The sequence below is a fragment of the Nostocoides jenkinsii Ben 74 genome, assembly GCF_001046875.1.
Lineage (GTDB): Bacteria > Actinomycetota > Actinomycetes > Actinomycetales > Dermatophilaceae > Nostocoides_A > Nostocoides_A jenkinsii.
On sequence record NZ_HF571038.1, the window covers coordinates 2,032,559 to 2,047,976 of the forward strand.

General features: G+C 70.7%; 14 protein-coding genes. 12 read left to right on the plus strand and 2 right to left on the minus strand.

Annotated elements, in window-relative coordinates:
• The first annotated feature begins 35 nt into the window (after positions 1–35).
• From BN13_RS19600 to BN13_RS09585, 10 genes are all read left to right on the plus strand, one after another.
• Positions 36–1,037 carry a D-alanine--D-alanine ligase gene (locus tag BN13_RS19600; RefSeq protein WP_162199939.1) on the plus strand — a complete coding sequence of 334 codons (1,002 nt, stop codon included), beginning with the start codon at positions 36–38 and terminating at the stop codon, positions 1,035–1,037.
• A gap of 50 nt (positions 1,038–1,087) precedes the next feature.
• Complete coding sequence (locus BN13_RS09545; RefSeq protein WP_162199940.1) at positions 1,088–2,527, plus strand: sensor histidine kinase; 1,440 nt, start codon at positions 1,088–1,090, stop codon at positions 2,525–2,527.
• Positions 2,524–3,201: a response regulator gene (locus tag BN13_RS09550; RefSeq protein WP_048546339.1), complete on the plus strand. Its 678-nt coding sequence runs from the start codon at positions 2,524–2,526 to the stop codon at positions 3,199–3,201. The genes BN13_RS09545 and BN13_RS09550 overlap by 4 nt, the downstream gene beginning before the upstream one ends.
• A gap of 159 nt (positions 3,202–3,360) precedes the next feature.
• Positions 3,361–3,549: a DUF5302 domain-containing protein gene (locus tag BN13_RS09555; RefSeq protein ID WP_157038530.1), complete on the plus strand. Its 189-nt coding sequence runs from the start codon at positions 3,361–3,363 to the stop codon at positions 3,547–3,549.
• A gap of 45 nt (positions 3,550–3,594) precedes the next feature.
• The gene (locus BN13_RS09560; RefSeq protein ID WP_048546342.1) at positions 3,595–4,563 is read left to right on the plus strand and encodes a PfkB family carbohydrate kinase; all 969 of its coding nucleotides are present in this window, start codon (positions 3,595–3,597) and stop codon (positions 4,561–4,563) included.
• Positions 4,560–5,039 carry an NAD(P)-binding protein gene (locus BN13_RS09565; RefSeq protein WP_048546344.1) on the plus strand — a complete coding sequence of 160 codons (480 nt, stop codon included), beginning with the start codon at positions 4,560–4,562 and terminating at the stop codon, positions 5,037–5,039. The genes BN13_RS09560 and BN13_RS09565 overlap by 4 nt, the downstream gene beginning before the upstream one ends.
• 60 nt (positions 5,040–5,099) lie before the next feature.
• Positions 5,100–5,597, plus strand: coding sequence for an ATP-binding protein (locus tag BN13_RS09570; RefSeq protein ID WP_084733674.1), 498 nt, complete (start codon positions 5,100–5,102; stop codon positions 5,595–5,597).
• Between the two features lie 9 nt (positions 5,598–5,606).
• Positions 5,607–6,482, plus strand: coding sequence for a DUF5926 family protein (locus BN13_RS09575; RefSeq protein ID WP_048546346.1), 876 nt, complete (start codon positions 5,607–5,609; stop codon positions 6,480–6,482).
• Positions 6,483–6,487: 5 nt separating this feature from the next.
• Positions 6,488–7,336, plus strand: coding sequence for a glycosyltransferase (locus tag BN13_RS09580; RefSeq protein WP_084733675.1), 849 nt, complete (start codon positions 6,488–6,490; stop codon positions 7,334–7,336).
• Positions 7,314–8,879 carry a glycosyltransferase family protein gene (locus BN13_RS09585; protein WP_048546348.1) on the plus strand — a complete coding sequence of 522 codons (1,566 nt, stop codon included), beginning with the start codon at positions 7,314–7,316 and terminating at the stop codon, positions 8,877–8,879. The genes BN13_RS09580 and BN13_RS09585 overlap by 23 nt, the downstream gene beginning before the upstream one ends.
• 75 nt (positions 8,880–8,954) lie before the next feature.
• On the opposite strand, the gene BN13_RS09590 is transcribed toward BN13_RS09585, so the two are convergent.
• Positions 8,955–10,979, minus strand: coding sequence for an ABC transporter ATP-binding protein (locus tag BN13_RS09590; RefSeq protein ID WP_048546349.1), 2,025 nt, complete (start codon positions 10,977–10,979; stop codon positions 8,955–8,957).
• Entirely contained in the window at positions 10,976–12,709 is a 1,734-nt protein-coding gene (locus BN13_RS09595) for an ABC transporter ATP-binding protein (RefSeq protein WP_048546351.1), read from the minus strand. Before BN13_RS09595 ends, BN13_RS09590 begins: the two co-directional genes overlap by 4 nt.
• Before the next feature lie 59 nt (positions 12,710–12,768).
• Here BN13_RS09595 and BN13_RS09600 point away from each other — a divergent pair, with 59 nt between their 5' ends.
• Together BN13_RS09600 and BN13_RS09605 are read left to right on the plus strand one after the other, a co-directional pair.
• The gene (locus BN13_RS09600) at positions 12,769–14,634 is read left to right on the plus strand and encodes a DUF294 nucleotidyltransferase-like domain-containing protein (protein ID WP_048549045.1); all 1,866 of its coding nucleotides are present in this window, start codon (positions 12,769–12,771) and stop codon (positions 14,632–14,634) included.
• Positions 14,634–15,338 carry an exonuclease domain-containing protein gene (locus BN13_RS09605; RefSeq protein ID WP_048546353.1) on the plus strand — a complete coding sequence of 235 codons (705 nt, stop codon included), beginning with the start codon at positions 14,634–14,636 and terminating at the stop codon, positions 15,336–15,338. Before BN13_RS09600 ends, BN13_RS09605 begins: the two co-directional genes overlap by 1 nt.
• Positions 15,339–15,418: the final 80 nt, after the last annotated feature.

Genomic DNA, 15,418 nt, shown 5'->3' on the forward strand with positions numbered 1-15,418 from the left:
GGCGGGGGGCGGGCGGGGCGGGGAGGCTTGGGGGCATGAGTGGGGATTCGATTGGACGACAGGTGGCGATGCGGCGCATCGGCATACTCGCCGGGGACGACCTCGGCCAGGCACAGGCCGTGGCCGCGGGTCTCGCGGAGCGGTGGCAGGTCATGATCCTCAGCCGCAGCCGCGCGGGGTGGTTCCTGGGCAACCACGCGCTCGGCGAGACCCCGGCGGCGTCGGCGGGCGCGGCGGTCACCCTCGCGGCCACCGCCGACGTGTTGCTGCCCGTGGGGGTGGACCCCGCGGCATACGCCCTGGCCAACCTGGTCGCGCGCCCCTGCCCGGCCGTGCCCGGCCCGATCGGCGCGGACTGGTGGTCTACCCGGCTGGCAGCCGTCGACGCCGGACTTCGCGTTGCCGATGGCATCTGCGTCCGCCGCGGCGCCGCCCGCGCGCTCGACTTCATGGGTCCGGTGACGGTGCGGCCGGCGACGCGGGCCCCGCGCTCGGCCCGAACCGATGTCGCGGAACCAGGAGAGCTCCAGACGGCCCTTCACCACGCCTTGGTGTATGCCGATCGCGTCGTCGTCGAGGAAGCCTCCCCGGGCCCGGCGGTCACCATGGCCCTCGTATGCCGCGCCGACGGCGGCGTTCTCGTCTCGAGCCCGATCGGGGAGCCGGCCCGCGAACTGGCCACCGCGATGACCGGCGAGATGCCGCTGCGCGCGGGGGCCCTATCGACCAGCGGCGGGCGGACGGGGACCCGCCCGCCGCTTCCACCGCCTGGGTCCGACCGCTACCGATCCGTCGCCACGGACCGGGCCACTCGCTCCCTCCTCGACCAGGCTGCCCTGGCCACCCGGGATGCGGTGCGCGGGGGCGGCGCCATGACCGTGGACTTCGTCCTCGACCCCACCGGCGGTATGCCGATCCTCACCGCCGTCGACATCGCCCCGAACCTCGGGGCTCAGGCAGCCTGGGCGCACGCCTTCGCCGCGTCCGGCGTGGCGTATCCCGACCTCCTGGACATCCTCGTCGGCGGTGCGGCATGACGCCCGAGACGCAGGAAATGGGTGGGCCGCCGGCTCGGCATACTGGATCGGTGTCGCCCGATCCCACTCCCGCCCAGCCCCAAGCCGGCGGCGCGGGCTCCTCTGGCGGCGCGGGGTCGTCTGGCGGCACGGGTTCCTCTGGCGGCGGCTACTGGCAGGGCACCCCACCACCGGCGCAGCCGTGGGAGACCGGGCTCGGTCGCGGCCGCGAGCCCGGGGTCCCGACGGTGCCGGCCCGAGACCGTTGGGAACAGGCCACGGCGGGCTGGGGCGTCGAGATCGCCTTGGCCGCCGGAATCCTGCTGCTGTGCCTGAGTGCCTTCACGATGGGGATCGCGCAGCGGGGCGGCGTGATGGCCCTCACGGGGCTCATCATTGCCGCGGCCTTTCGGCGGGCCCCCGTCGTGGGACTGATCGCGGCGGCCGTGAGCACGCCGTGGCTGCTGACGGCAGCCACTCCGCTCGTAGCCGTCACGTCGGCCCTGGCCCTTTTTGCCGCCATGCGATTTGGCGGGCGGCCAACCAGGTTGTTGGCGGTCCTGATCACGCTGTCGCTGCCCATCGCGGGCGTGGCGATATTGGAGGGTCAGAACATCCTGAGGTACGTCGACGCCGTGCGCGCCCAGGCTGGTCCGGCGATCCCCTGGCGACGACTCGTCTCGGAACTGGTTGGACCTGCCCTGGTCTGGCTTCTGGTCATCGTCGCGCCGGTCGTCGCCGGCTCGGTCACGCGACGGCTCGCGGAGTCTCGCACCCGCGAGGAGCAGGCTCAGCATCAGCAGGCCCAAGCGGAGCGGGAACGGTCATACGCCCAACAGGTCGCCGACCTCAAGGCGGGCCAGGCCCAACTCGCCCGGGATGTCCATGATGTCGTCGGGCACTCCTTGGCGGTGATCTTGGCTCAGGCGGAGTCGGCGCAGTACCTCAAGGACGACGAGACCGACAAGATGCGCGAGACGCTCGCCAATGTCGCGACGTCGGCGCGGCGCTCGCTGCAGGACGTCCGCCAGGTCCTTTCGCCGTCATCGACCGCCAACCAACCGCCCGCGACCGGCCTCGACGCGCTGATCGACGGCGTCGCGACGGCGGGCAATGAGGTCCGCCGCACGACCATCGGCGCGCCCCGGCCGCTCCCACCCGACCTCGAACAGGTGGCCTATCGGGTGCTCCAGGAGATGCTGACCAATGCCTTGAAGCACGGCCGTCGCGGCGGGCCCGTCTGGGTCGAGCAGGAGTGGCCGGCCGACTGGAAGGGCGCCTACCTGCGGATTGAGGTCCGCAACCTCGTCGACGAGGGAGCCACCGGCGCTCTTCCCACCGGTCGTCCCTCCGGCGGCGGGCTGGGCTTGGAGGGCATGCGCTACCGCCTCGAATCGGTGGGCGGGCAGTTCGACACGGCGAGCGCGGCCGATGCGGGTGGCACAGTATTCACCGCAACCGCGTGGCTTCCCCTGCGTGCCGCCGAGGTCGACCTGGAAGGAACTCGATGACCGACCCCGTGCCGGATGGCGATATCCGGGTGCTCCTGGTCGACGATCAGGAGCTTTTCCGGGCCGGCGTGGCCCGGATCATCAACGCCCAGGACCGGCTCACCGTCGTTGGGGAGGCCGCAGACGGTGCCGAGGCGGTCGCCGCGGTCGATGACCTCGCCCCCGATGTGGTTCTCATGGACATCCGTATGCCCGTGCTGGACGGTGTCGAGGCCACTCGCCAGATCTTCGCCCCGGCTCGCGTCGCCGCGCGGGCGACGCCGGTGCGGGTCATCGTGTTGACCACCTTCAACCTCGACGATCGCGCGGCCACCGCCATCCGGCACGGGGCGAGCGGCTTCCTGTTGAAGGATGCGACGCCCCGGATGCTCGCCGAAGCCATCGTCACGGTCCACGCCGGCAATGCCGTGCTCGGCCCCCAGGAGTTGACGACCCTGCTCGACGGCGAGTTCAAGGCTAAGGCGGCGGTGCCCGCGGCATACGGCCAATTGACCGAGCGGGAGCGCGAGGTGCTCGCCCTGATCGCCAAAGGACTCTCCAATGCCGAGATCGGCGCGGCGGTCTTCGCGAGCGAGTCCACGGTCAAGACACACGTCGGCGCGATCCTGCGCAAACTCGGGCTGCGCGATCGGGTGCAGATCGTCGTGTTCGCGCACGAGCACGGCCTCGTCTAGAACCCCCCGGGAGACGAAAGGACCCGGCCAACTCATACTTGGCCGGGTCGTCTTCCTCGGTTGTAGTCCACCAACTACCCCCATCCTCGGAGCGACACGCGGACAGCCGGTGGAACCTCAACGAACCACGGGGGTCGAGTCGATGACAGGATGGCGACCATGAGCAAGGACGATGCCAAGCGCTCCATGCCCGATGAGGACACCAAGCGGAAGTTCCGTGAGGCCCTGGAGCGCAAGACCAAGGGCGGCGGCGTCGACATGAGCGCCTCCGACGAGCACGGCAAGGTCGATCACGCCCACGGCTCGGCGAGTCACCAGAAGATGTTCCGGCGCAAGTCCGGCGGCTGACGGTCCCCTGCCGACCCACGCGTGCCGGGACGGCACAATGCGCACATGAGCCCCCGCGTGATCCACACGGCCCAGGCCCTCGTCGACGAGGTCGTCCAGGTGCCCGAACTCCCCCGTCGCGGCGGCAATGTCATGGCGAGTGAGCACGTGCTGTATGCCGGGGGCGCGGTCAACATTCTCATCGCCGCGGCCCGCTCGGGTGCCGACTGCGTCCACGCGGGCGCGCACGGGATCGGGCCCAATGGCGACATCGTTCGGGCGGCGCTCGCGGCCGAGGGTATTGCGCTCGCCAGCGCGCCGATCGCCGAACTCGACACCGGTGTCTGCTTCGTGATGATCGAGCCGACGGCGGAGCGGACGTTCGTGACCACGCAAGGCGCCGAACGCCGGATCACGCCGGAGAGCCTGGCCCAGTCGCACCCGCAGTCCGGAGATCTGGTGTGCATCAGCGGCTTTTCGTTGGTTGGCCGCACCCGCGACCCGCTCCTGACCTGGCTGGACGACCTGCCTGCCGACGTGGTGGTCGTCCTCGATCCAGGGACCACCTTCGCCGACGTGCCCGACGACCTCCAACAGCGCGTCCTGGGCCGCGTCGACGTCTGGACGAGCAATCTCGATGAGGCCCGCTCCCTGACCGGACAATCCCGTATGGCCGTGGCCGCCCCTCTCGTGGCCGCCCGGATCCGCCCGGGCGGGGTCGCCATCGTGCGGGACGGGCCCAATGGGTGCGTGGTTCACGCCGACGCGACCACCACTCCCGTACCCGGCTACCCGCGCACCCCCGTGGACACCAATGGGGCGGGGGACACCCATACGGGCGTGCTGTTGGCCTGCCGAGCCGCGGGGGACGGCTGGGTCGAGTCGGCCCGGCGCGCCAATGCTGCGGGCGCGATCAAGGTGACTCGGCGCGGCCCGGCGAGTTCCCCGAATGCCGCCGAGATCGACGCCTTCCTCGCGGTGGAGCGGGCGGAATCGGCCACTCCCGCACGCGTGCCCACGCCAACCGCACGATGACCCCCGACGTCGACGTCCTCATCCTCGGGGCCGGCCTATCCGGCATCGGGGCCGCGGCACACCTGAGCCGGGAACGGCCCGGCACGGCATACGCGATCTTGGAGCAGCGGGCGGCGCTCGGCGGGACGTGGGATCTCTTCCGCTACCCGGGGGTGCGCTCCGACTCGGATATGTACACCCTCGGCTACGACTTCCGGCCCTGGCACGGCGCCAGCATGCTCGCGACCGGCGCCGAGATCCTGGACTACATCACCGCCACCGCGCGCGACTACGGCGTCCTGGAGCACATCCGCTACCGCCACGAGGCGTATGCCGCGCACTGGTCGAGCGCGGACTCGATGTGGACGGTGCGGGCGCGGCGGATCCACCAGAGCTATCTGGTGGAGCGGCGTCTGCTCGGACGCCGGGCGCGGCTGGCCGAAGGGATGGAATTTCGGCGCAGCCCAGCAGGCCAACCGGGCCGACCGCGCGGGTAGCCTCGATCCGTTCACTGATGCATCGCGGCTCACCTGGCGCCGCTGGACCGAGGACGAGAGATGAGTACGAAGGACGCCGCGACGACGACTGCTCCCCCCGCCGCGACCCCGTCGCGACCCGCGCTGGATGAGTTCGGCGGAACCATCGGTATCGGGAGTGCGCGGACCATTCGGGCCCCCTGGCATGGGTCGTCGATCCCGCGCGTGCGCGTCGCCGTCAACCAGGATCTCGTCGCCCGTGGCGTCAGTGAGGAGACACTCAACGAGGTCGCCCTCGTCGTGAGCGAACTCGTCGGCAATGCCCTGCGGCATGCAGAACCATTGCACGACAACACCGTTCGCATTCACTGGACCGAAAAGAATGGCGTCGTCGAGGTCGATGTGACCGACGGTGGCGGCGAGACCGCACCGAAGCCGATGCCGCACGCGGTGTTTGCGACCTCGGGCCGCGGGCTGCGCATCGTGCGCTCCCTCGCCCACGAATGGGGCGTGACCGACAAGAAGGGAACGATCACCGTGTGGGCCAGCCTCGGCGGCCCATCGCGGCGTCGGGCATGATCCCTTGTCATGGGTAAAGCTTCACGGCGCAAGAACGCCGACACCGTCCGCGCGCCTCGCCCCGCGGCCTACGTTCGCCGCCCCTTTGCCGGGATGCCGGGCGAGCCGGACTGGGTGGCGCTGAAGGAGATCCTGCCGGCGGCGACCGTGACCGTTCCGCTCGCTGGGGCGGCCTTGGTCGAGGGCGGGCCGAGCACGGTGACCATTGCGACGGTGCTGCCGATGGCGTGGCCGGCGCTACGCCGAGGCGATGGGGCAGTGCTGATCGCGACGCAGGGCGGACCGGAGAGCGGTGATGCCTCGCGGGACCTCGCCAGCGCGTTGTTGGCGGCGCTGGCGGTCGAGCCCGGGACGCCGCTGATGCACGTGCCGCTGGCCACCGATGCCACGCCCGCACTGGCCGAACTGATCGACATCTCCGGCGCGCCGGACCTGCAAGTGCACGAAGGCTTTGACTTCTGGGTCGAGGGGCAGGAGCTGGAGGGTGATGCGCGCGAGTCGTTGGAACGCGCGAACGCCTCGGCCGTGCCGACGACCAAGCTTGCTGGGGTCGACTCGGCCTTCTGGTGCCTCCTCGGTGGGCGACCGCACCTGCGATTGGTCCTGCCGGACGACGAAGACGTGGCCACCGACACGCTCGCCCGGTTGTATGCCGCGGGCGCGGCCGGGCTGGGCGAGGGGAGCCGGCTGCTGGGCGCGTTCCGGGCCGGTGGGCTGCTGATCCCGGTGTGGGAGTTGGCGGCCGGCAGCGCGGCGGCGGACTGCGAGCCGGCCGCGGCCGAGTTCGTGAGCCGGTATGCCGCGGCCCGCACCGACGAGCCCCTCACCGGCGAGGAGCGGCGGGCCAAGAACGGCCTGCTCAGCCGCCAGGTCACGCTGCGCTGACGGCCGTGCGCGCCGCCGACCCTGGATTTCCCGCTGCACCGACGGCCGTCGCGGCGATCATCCCGGCCAAGGACGAAGCCGATCGCATCGCCGCCACGGTGACGGCCGTGCGCGCGCTGGCGCACGTCGAGGTCGTGGTGGTCGTGGACGACGGAAGCACCGACGACACGGCCGCCGTGGCAGCCGCGGCGGGCGCGAGCGTGGTGCGGCACCCGCGCAATCGCGGCAAGTCCGCCGCCATGGCCAGCGGTGCGGCACGGGTGGCCGAGTTGGATGCGACGCCGGACGACGCCGAGGACTCGGGCTCGCCGCGAGCGTTGCTCTTCGTCGACGCCGACCTCGGCGAGACGGCCGCCGCCTTGGCGGCGCTGATCGAGCCCGTCCTTGCCGGCGAGGCCGACCTGAGCATCGCGGTCATCCCGGCGAGCAAGAGTTCGCGCGGGGGCGGGCGAGCGGTGCGCTTGGCGCGGGGTGAGATCGCGCGGCGTACCGGGGTGACGATCACCCAGCCGTTGAACGGTATGCGCTGCCTCACCCGGGCGGCCTTCGAGGCGGCCCAGCCGTTGTCGCGGGGATGGGGCGTCGAGACGGGCATGCTGCTGGCCGCGCTGGGCGCCGGCCTGCGCGTGCGCGAAGTGCCGGTCGACTTCAGCCATCGCGCCTCCGGTGCCGACTGGGCCGGCCGAATGCACCGCGCCCGGCAGCTGCGGGATATCGCCGAGGTCGTCGCCCGGAGCCGACTCCAGTCGGCGGGGATGGGTCGGCGAGGCTCGTTTGGCTCGGCAGGCCCTGGCGACTCGGCACGCTCCGGCGGCTCGGCAGGACGTCCGCGTGGCCCGGCCAGCGGCGACTGAGCCGGCGCGCGCCGAGCCAGCTTCCGGCCGGCGCCGGGCCAGCCGACTCGAGTCCCTTGTCCCTTGGCTCCTCGGCGCCTCCTTCGCCCTGCTGATCCTGGTCGGTGTCCTCGGCGACAGCGCGGCGACCCCACCGCTCGGCCCGCATGGCTGGGCGCCGGGCGCTTTGCCGTGGTCCCCCGGATCGGGACTCGTCAGCGGGGGGCTCGCCGCGGCATACGTCCTGGGTGGGGTGGGGTTGGCTCTCAACCTGCGTGCCCCACGGCCCGTGCCCACTCGCATCCTCGCGATCCTGGGTGTGGGTGCCCTGCTCACCCGGCCGTTCGGGTCGGCGGACCACACGAACTACGCCGCGTATGGCCGCATCCTCGGGGCGGGCGGCAACCCATGGACCGAATCGCCGATCGCGTGGGCGGGTGGGCACGATCCCGTGACCAGCCTGGTGCAGCCGCCGTGGCAGGAGACCCCGAGCGTGTATGGGCCGGTCGCCACCATCCTGCAGTGGGCGGCGGCCGGGATCGGGGGCGACAACCTACGCCAAATCGTCTGGGTATGGCAGTGCCTGATCGTCCTTGTCTGGCTCGCCGGACGGTGGCTCATGCGGCGGCTGTTTCCCGATCGGCCGGGGTTCGTCGATGCGCTGTGGACGGTCAATCCGCTGCTGTTCGGGACCGGTGTGCTCGGGGTCCACGTCGACCTCCTCGCCACAGTGTTAACCGTCGGCGCGCTGGTGCTGCTCCGGCGGGCCTGGGTCGGGGCGACTGTCGCGGCGGGGCTGATCATCGGAGCGGCGATTGCCGTGAAGGTGACGGCGGGCGTGGTGCTGCTCGCCGCCGTCATCGGGGTCGTGATGGAGGCGCGACGGACGCGCGCTGGGCTTGCTGGGGCCGTATGGCGCGCCGCCGCGCTTGTCCTCGGCGCAGCCCTGGTGGCACTACCCGCCCATCTTTGGGCTGGCGCGCACGTCTATGACCAACTTGGCCGCTCGCGCCGGGCGATCTCGCTGGCCACCCCGTGGCGCAAGGTCTATGAATGGATCTCCGGGGAAGGCATCGGCGGTCTGTTCGCTGGCGATGGCGAACGCTCGGCCGTCTTCGCAGCGGCCTGCGTCCTGTGTGTCGTGCTCGCGCTCGCGGCGTGGCGCGTGTTGGGTCGGCCGCCTGCCGGGACCGCGACGCGCGGGGACGTCGCGATCGTGCTCACCCTCGTCCTGTCTTTCGCGTATGCCGCGGGCGCCCCCTATGCCCTGCCCTGGTACGACCAATTGGTGTGGGCCTTGCTGCCCGGCGTCCTGGCGGGGTCGGGGGGGCTGCTTCTGGCCCGGCTCCAGATCGTCCGGAGCATGGCGATGACCCTCGCCTACGTCCCCGGCCGGGTGATCGGGATGAGCGCGAGCGTCGAGGCGCTGTCCTTGGGCTTCCGCCGCAACGTCGCCCCGGTAGCCGCAGCGGTCGTCTGGGCCGTGCTCGTGTGGCTCGCCGCGCGCCGCCCCGGCACCCGCCCCGAACCGCCCGACCCCCGAACCGCCCACCCCCGAACTTGAGCACGCCTTACGAACTTGAGCACGTCTTGTAAGACGTGCTCAAGTTCGGGGGTGGGCGGTTCGGGGGCGGCGGGCTCACGTTGGGGTTTGCGCGGGCGAGGCGGCGGGCGACCCGTCGGTGAGCGCGGAGGCGAACTGCGCCTCATACAGCCGGGCGAACGCGCCCCCGGCCGCGAGCAACTCCTCGTGCGTGCCCTGCTCGACGATCCGGCCGTCCTCCATCACCAGGATCAGGTCGGCGTCGCGGATCGTCGAGAGCCGGTGGGCGATCACGAAACTCGTGCGGTCGGAGCGCAGGGCGGCCATCGCGTGCTGGACCAAAACCTCCGTGCGGGTGTCGACCGATGACGTCGCCTCGTCCAGGATCAGCAGCGCCGGATCGGACAGGAACGCCCGCGCGATCGTCAGCAACTGCTTCTCGCCGGCGCTGATATTGCTGGCCTCGGAGTCGAGCAGCGTGTTGTAGCCCTCCGGCAGCGAGTGCACGAACCGGTCCACATAGGTCGCCTGGGCCGCGGCCAGGACGTCGGAATCCGTGGCGCCGGGACGGCCATACGCGATGTTGTCGTGAATGGTCCCGGCAAAGAGCCAGGTGTCCTGCAGCACCATCCCGATCTCGGAACGCAAGCCGCGCCGGGTCAGGTCGGTGATGTCGACACCGTCGAGGGTGATCCGGCCGCCATCGAGCTCATAGAACCGCATGATCAGGTTCACCAGCGTCGTCTTGCCGGCGCCGGTGGGGCCCACGATGGCGACCGTCTGCCCGGGCTCCACGACCAGATCGAGGTGCTCGATCAGGGGGCGGTCCGCGGCATACGCGAAGCTCACATCCTCGAAGGCGACCTGACCGCGGGGGTCGGCCGGCGGCTTGGCCGTCGCGGTGTCCGGGACCTCCTCCGGGGCGTCGAGCACCTCGAACACCCGTTCCGCCGAGGCCACCCCGCTCTGCATCAGGTTGGCCATCGAGGCGACCTGGGTCAGGGGCTGGGTGAACTGGCGGGAGTACTGGATGAACGCCTGCACGTCACCGATGCTCATCGACCCGCCCGCGACCCGCAGCCCGCCGACCACGGCGACGATGACGTAGTTGAGGTTCCCGATGAACATCATCAGCGGCATGATCAGGCCACTGATGAATTGCGCCCCGAAGCTCGCCGTGCGCAGGTCGTCGTTCTTGGCCCCGAAGGCGGCGCCTACCTCAGCCTGGCGACCGAAGACCTTGACCAGGCCGTGACCGGTGAAGGACTCCTCGACAATCGAGTTGAGTTCGCCGGTGCTCTTCCACTGTTGGACGAAATAGCGCTGGGACCGCTTCCCCACCACGGCCGTCACGGCGATGGACAGCGGGATGGTCGCGAGCGCGATCAACGACAGCACCGGGGAGACGACAATCATCATCGTCAGCATCGCCAGGACGGTCAGCAGCGAGGTCACCAACTGGCTCAGCGTCTGCTGCAGGCTCTGGGCGACATTGTCGATGTCATTGGTGACGCGGGAGAGGAGTTCGCCGCGCGGCTGGCTGTCGAAATAGGACAGCGGCAGGCGGTTGAGCTTTTCCTCGACGTCGCGGCGCAGCCGGTAGACACTGCGGTTGACGACCTCGACGATGATCCGGGACTGCGCCCAGCTCAGCAGGCTGCCGATCGCGAACAGCCCGAGCGCCAGCAGCAGCACCCCGCCGAGCGCGCCGAAGTCGATGCCCTGGCCCGGCACCACGTGATCCATCGCTTCGAGCATCGTGGCGACCTGGCCCATGCCGCGGGCGCGCAGGGCCGCGGCATACTCCGCGACGGTCATGCCCGCCGGGATCTGCTGGCCGAAGATGCCGGCAAAGACCAGGTCGGTGGCGTGGCCGAGGATCTTCGGACCGACGGCGGAGAACCCGACCGAGATCAACGCGAACGCCATCGCCGCCCACACCAGGACCCGCTGCGGGCGCATGACCCCGAGCAGCCGCTTGGCCGACGGGACGAAGTTCTGCGACTTCTCGGTCGGCTGGCCCACCTGCATGTGCGGGGGGCCACCTCGGCGGGCGGCGCCGGCGGGGCCGCGGCGGGCTTCGGCGGCCCTCTCCTCCTCCGACTTCAGGGTCTCACTCATGCGGCGTCCTCCAGGACGGCCTGGGAAGCGACGATCTCGGCATACGTCGGGCAAGTGGCGACCAAGTCCGTATGCCGCCCACTCCCGACCACCCGGCCGTCCTCCAAGACGATGATCTGGTCGGCCTCGAGGATGGTGGAGATTCGCTGGGCAACCACGACGACCGCTGCTTCTTTCGTATGGGGAGCCAGCGCCGCCCGCAGGCGGGCGTCCGTCGCGAGGTCCAAGGCCGAGAAGGAGTCGTCGAAGAGATAGATGTCGGGACGCCGCACCAGGGCGCGGGCAATGGCGAGCCGTTGGCGTTGACCGCCACTGACATTCGAGCCGCCTTGGCTGATCGGGGCGTCCAGCCCGCCCGGCATCTGCCGGACGAAGTCATCGGCCTGGGCGACCCGCAGCGCCTCCCAGAGTTGGTCGTCGGAGGCGGCGGGATCGCCATACCTCAAGTTGGTTGCCACCGTCCCGCTGAACAGGAACGGCTTCTGCGGGACGAGCCCGATGTGGGACCAGAGGTCGGTGAGCCCGGCCTGGCGGACGTCGGTGCCGCCGACGAGGATGGCCCCATCGGTGACGTCATACAGGCGGGCGATGAGCGAGACGAGGGTCGACTTGCCGGCGCCGGTCGAGCCGACGATGGCGGTGGTTTGGCCGGGCCGCACGCTGGCGGTGACCGCGCGCAGAACGGGCGCATCCGCCCCGGGATAGGTGAAGGTCACCTCGCGCAGCTCGACCCCGGCCGGGCGCTGCCGGATCGGGGTCGGGGTGCTCGCCTCGACGACGCTGGACCGGGTGTCGAGGACCTCGGTGATCCGCCCGGCCGACACGCTCGCCCGCGGAATCATCATCGACATCATCACGCCAAACATCACCGACATCAGGATCTGGACGAGATACGTCATGAAGGCGTTCATCGACCCGATCGTCATCTGGCCCGAGGCGATCCGGTGCGCGCCGAACCAGATGACCGCGATGGAGGCCGCATTGAAGACCAGCATCACGAGCGGGAAGACCATCGAGAACAGCCGGCCGACGGCGAGCGCGGTCCCGGTATAGGTCGTGTTGGCGTCGTCGAACCTGCGCTCCTCGTGCTCCTCGCGCACGAACGCACGCACCACCCTGATGCCGGTGATCTGCTCGCGCAGAACACGATTGACCGTGTCGACCGACTCCTGCATCTTGCGGAACCACGGCACCATCCGCACGACGATCGAGCCGACGATCACCCCGAGCAGCGGGACCGCGACCGCGACCAACCACGACAGGCCGACGTCTTCTCGCAAGGCCATGAAGATGCCGCCGATCATCATGATCGGGATCGAGACCATGAACATCAGGCCCATGTTGAGCACGGTCTGCACCTGGGTGACGTCATTGGTGTTGCGCGAGATCAGGGTCGGGGCGCCGAACCGGGACAGTTCCTGCGCCGAGAACGCACCCACCCGCTCGAAGACCGCGCCCCGCAGATCACGGGCGACGGCCGCGGAGGAGAAGGACGCGGCATACGCGACACCGGCGGTGGCGAGGATGTTGAGGACGGTGACCGCGAGCATGACCGCGCCGGTGCGCAGAATGTAGCCCGTGTCCCCCGCAACGACGCCCTTGTCGATGATCTGACCGTTGAGCGAGGGCAAATAGAGGCTGGCCAGGGTCGCCAGGAGTTGGAGGACGAGGATGGCGGCGACGAAACCGGCATACGGGCGCAGGTGAGTGCGTATCAACCGCCAGAGCATGAGCCTTAGTGCATCACCCGGGTGACGCCATTGCCACCGAAATCCGCGACGATATCTCTATGAGTCTCGAGGTCGAACTGGCCGAGGTCCGTGAGTTCCTGGCGGAGCACGCACCCTTCTCGGCGCTCTCGCTGGAGGATCTGACCTGGCTGGTCGGCCGGCTGACGGTGCGCTATTTCCGGCGCGGCAGCGCCATCATGGCGCCTGGCCAGGACAACAACAGTTTGTATGCCGTGCGCTCCGGTGCCGTCGAAATCCGCGACCGGGCGGGGGTGCTGGTCGATCGCGGGTCCGACGGGATGTGTTTCGGTGCCACCACGCTCCTCGGGGGCAATCCGTCGCAATTCTCCGCGACGGCGATCGAGGACTCGCTGACCCTGGTGATGGACGCGGCGACCTTTGCGCGGTTGGGCGAGCGGTCCGCGGAGTTCGCCGAGTTCTTCGACGTGCAGCGCTCGGCCCGGATGGGCGCCGCCATCGCGAGTCAACAACTCAGTCACCAGGGGTCGGCGATCCTGAAGACGCGCACGGCCGAACTCGCCACCCGCGCCCCGGTGGGGGTGCCGCTCACCGCGACGATCCGCGACGGGGCGGTGACGATGGCCGAGCACGGCGTCTCGGCGCTGCTGGTCATGGACGGGCCGCGCCTGGCCGGTCTGGTGACCGACCGGGACCTGCGCACCAGGGTGTTGGCGGCCGGTGTCGATCCCGCCGAGCCCATCACCCGGATCATGACGGCCAATCCGCTCGTCGCGCCGCCGGACGGGATGGCGGTCGATCTGCTGCTCGACATGGTCGGCCGCAATATCCACCACCTGCCGATCGTCGCGGACGGGGTGCCGATGGGCATGGTGACGGCGACCGACTTGATGCGGCTGGAACGCGACAACCCGGTCTATCTGGCCGGCGACGTGGCCAAGCAGCCGGATGCGGCCGGGGTCGCCGGGGCGGCGGCCCGGCTGCCCGCGGTGGTGAGTTCGCTGGTCGCCCAGGACGCGAGCGCGGCCGACATCGGGCGGATCGTGACGTCGATCGGTGATGCGGTGGATCGGCGGCTGTTGGCGTTGGCGCATGAACGGCTGGGGCCGGCGCCGGTGCCCTACTGCTGGGTGACCTTGGGGTCCCGGGCCCGCCGGGAGCAGGCGCTCGCCGCCGACCAGGACAACGCGCTGATCATCGCGGACGAGGCCGGGCCGGCGGAGGTCGCCTGGTTCGAGGGGTTCGCGGAGCTGATGGTCGGGTGGTTGGCGGAGGCCGGCTATCCCCGCTGCGCGGGTGACGTCATGGCGACGAATCCGCGCTGGCGGGTGCGGCTTGCCGATTGGCGGACGACCTTCCGGGGCTGGTTGCAGGAGCCGGAGCCGGATGCCGTGCTGGGGGCAAGCATCTTCTTCGACATGCGACCCGTCGCCGGGGACAGCCGGCTGTATGACGCTCTGGTCGCCGAGGTCCGCGCCCTCGCCCCGGAGTCGCGGCGTTTCTTGGCCCACCTGTCTCGCAGCGCCGTATTGAACGAGCCGCCGCTGGGCTTCTTCCGGGGTTTCGTCCTGGCGCGCGAGGGTGATCACAAGGACACCCTCGACATCAAGCGCGGCGGGGTCGGGGCCGTGGTGGACCTGGCGCGGGTGTATGCCCTCGCGATCGGCTCGACGGCGGTCTCGACGGATGCCCGGCTGGCGGCGGCGATCCAGGCTGGGGCGATCGCGCCCGAGCGTGGGGCGGATTTGCGGGACGCCTTCGAGTTCATCTCGTATGTCCGCTTCCGTCACCAGGCCGCGGCGGTGCAGGACGGGCGCGTCCCGGACAACCGGCTCTCCCCCGCGGAGTTGAGCGCCTTCGACAAGCGGCACCTGCGCGAGGCCTTCGCGATCGTCCGCTCGGCCCAGTCGACGCTGGCCACCCTGCGCTCGGGATCGGTGTCGTGATGGGGGTGCTGGATCGGCTCCTCGGCCGTTCCGGCCCGGACCTGGCCACGCTGCCCGGCGCGCTGGGGGATTATGCGCGAATGCCATTGCCCGGCAAGCAAGCCGGCCTCGACGACCTGCCGATGCTGGCGATCGACTTCGAGACGACCGGCCTGGACGACCGGAAGGACTATCTGGTCAGCGTGGGGTTCGTCCCGGTCGACGGCGACGACATCGTGCTGGCCGGGGCGCGCCGCTTCCACGTCCGGCCGCCGGTCGGGGCCGGGGTCGGCGTCAGCGCGACCATCCACGGCTTGACTGACGACGCGGTCTCGGTCGGGATCCCGATCGGCGAGGCGCTGGACCGGGTGTATGCGGCCCTGACCGGGCGCGTTCTGCTGGCGCATTACGCCCGGATCGAGACGGGTTTCCTCGGCGAGATCACCCGGCGACTTCACGGCCGCGCGCCGAAGTTCGAGGTGGTCGACACCCTCGAACTCGGCCGCCGCCTCCAGCCGGGCAGCGCCTTCGACGAGCCCAAGCCCGGGGCGCTGCGGCTGTGGCGCCTGCGCGAGGAATTCGGGCTGCCGACGTATGCCGCGCACGACGCCCTCCTCGACGCCATCTCCTGCGCGGAGCTCTACCTGGCACAACGCGCCGAGCTCGCCGCCCGCGCCGCCGCCGCCCACGCCCGCCCCCTCACCCTCGGCGGCGTGCGCGCCTGACTGAGTGTGGCCGGGGCGGGTCGGGGCTGGGCCAAGGAACTTCTGCTAGCAGCAGTTAGTCAACTGTGGACACCTTGCAA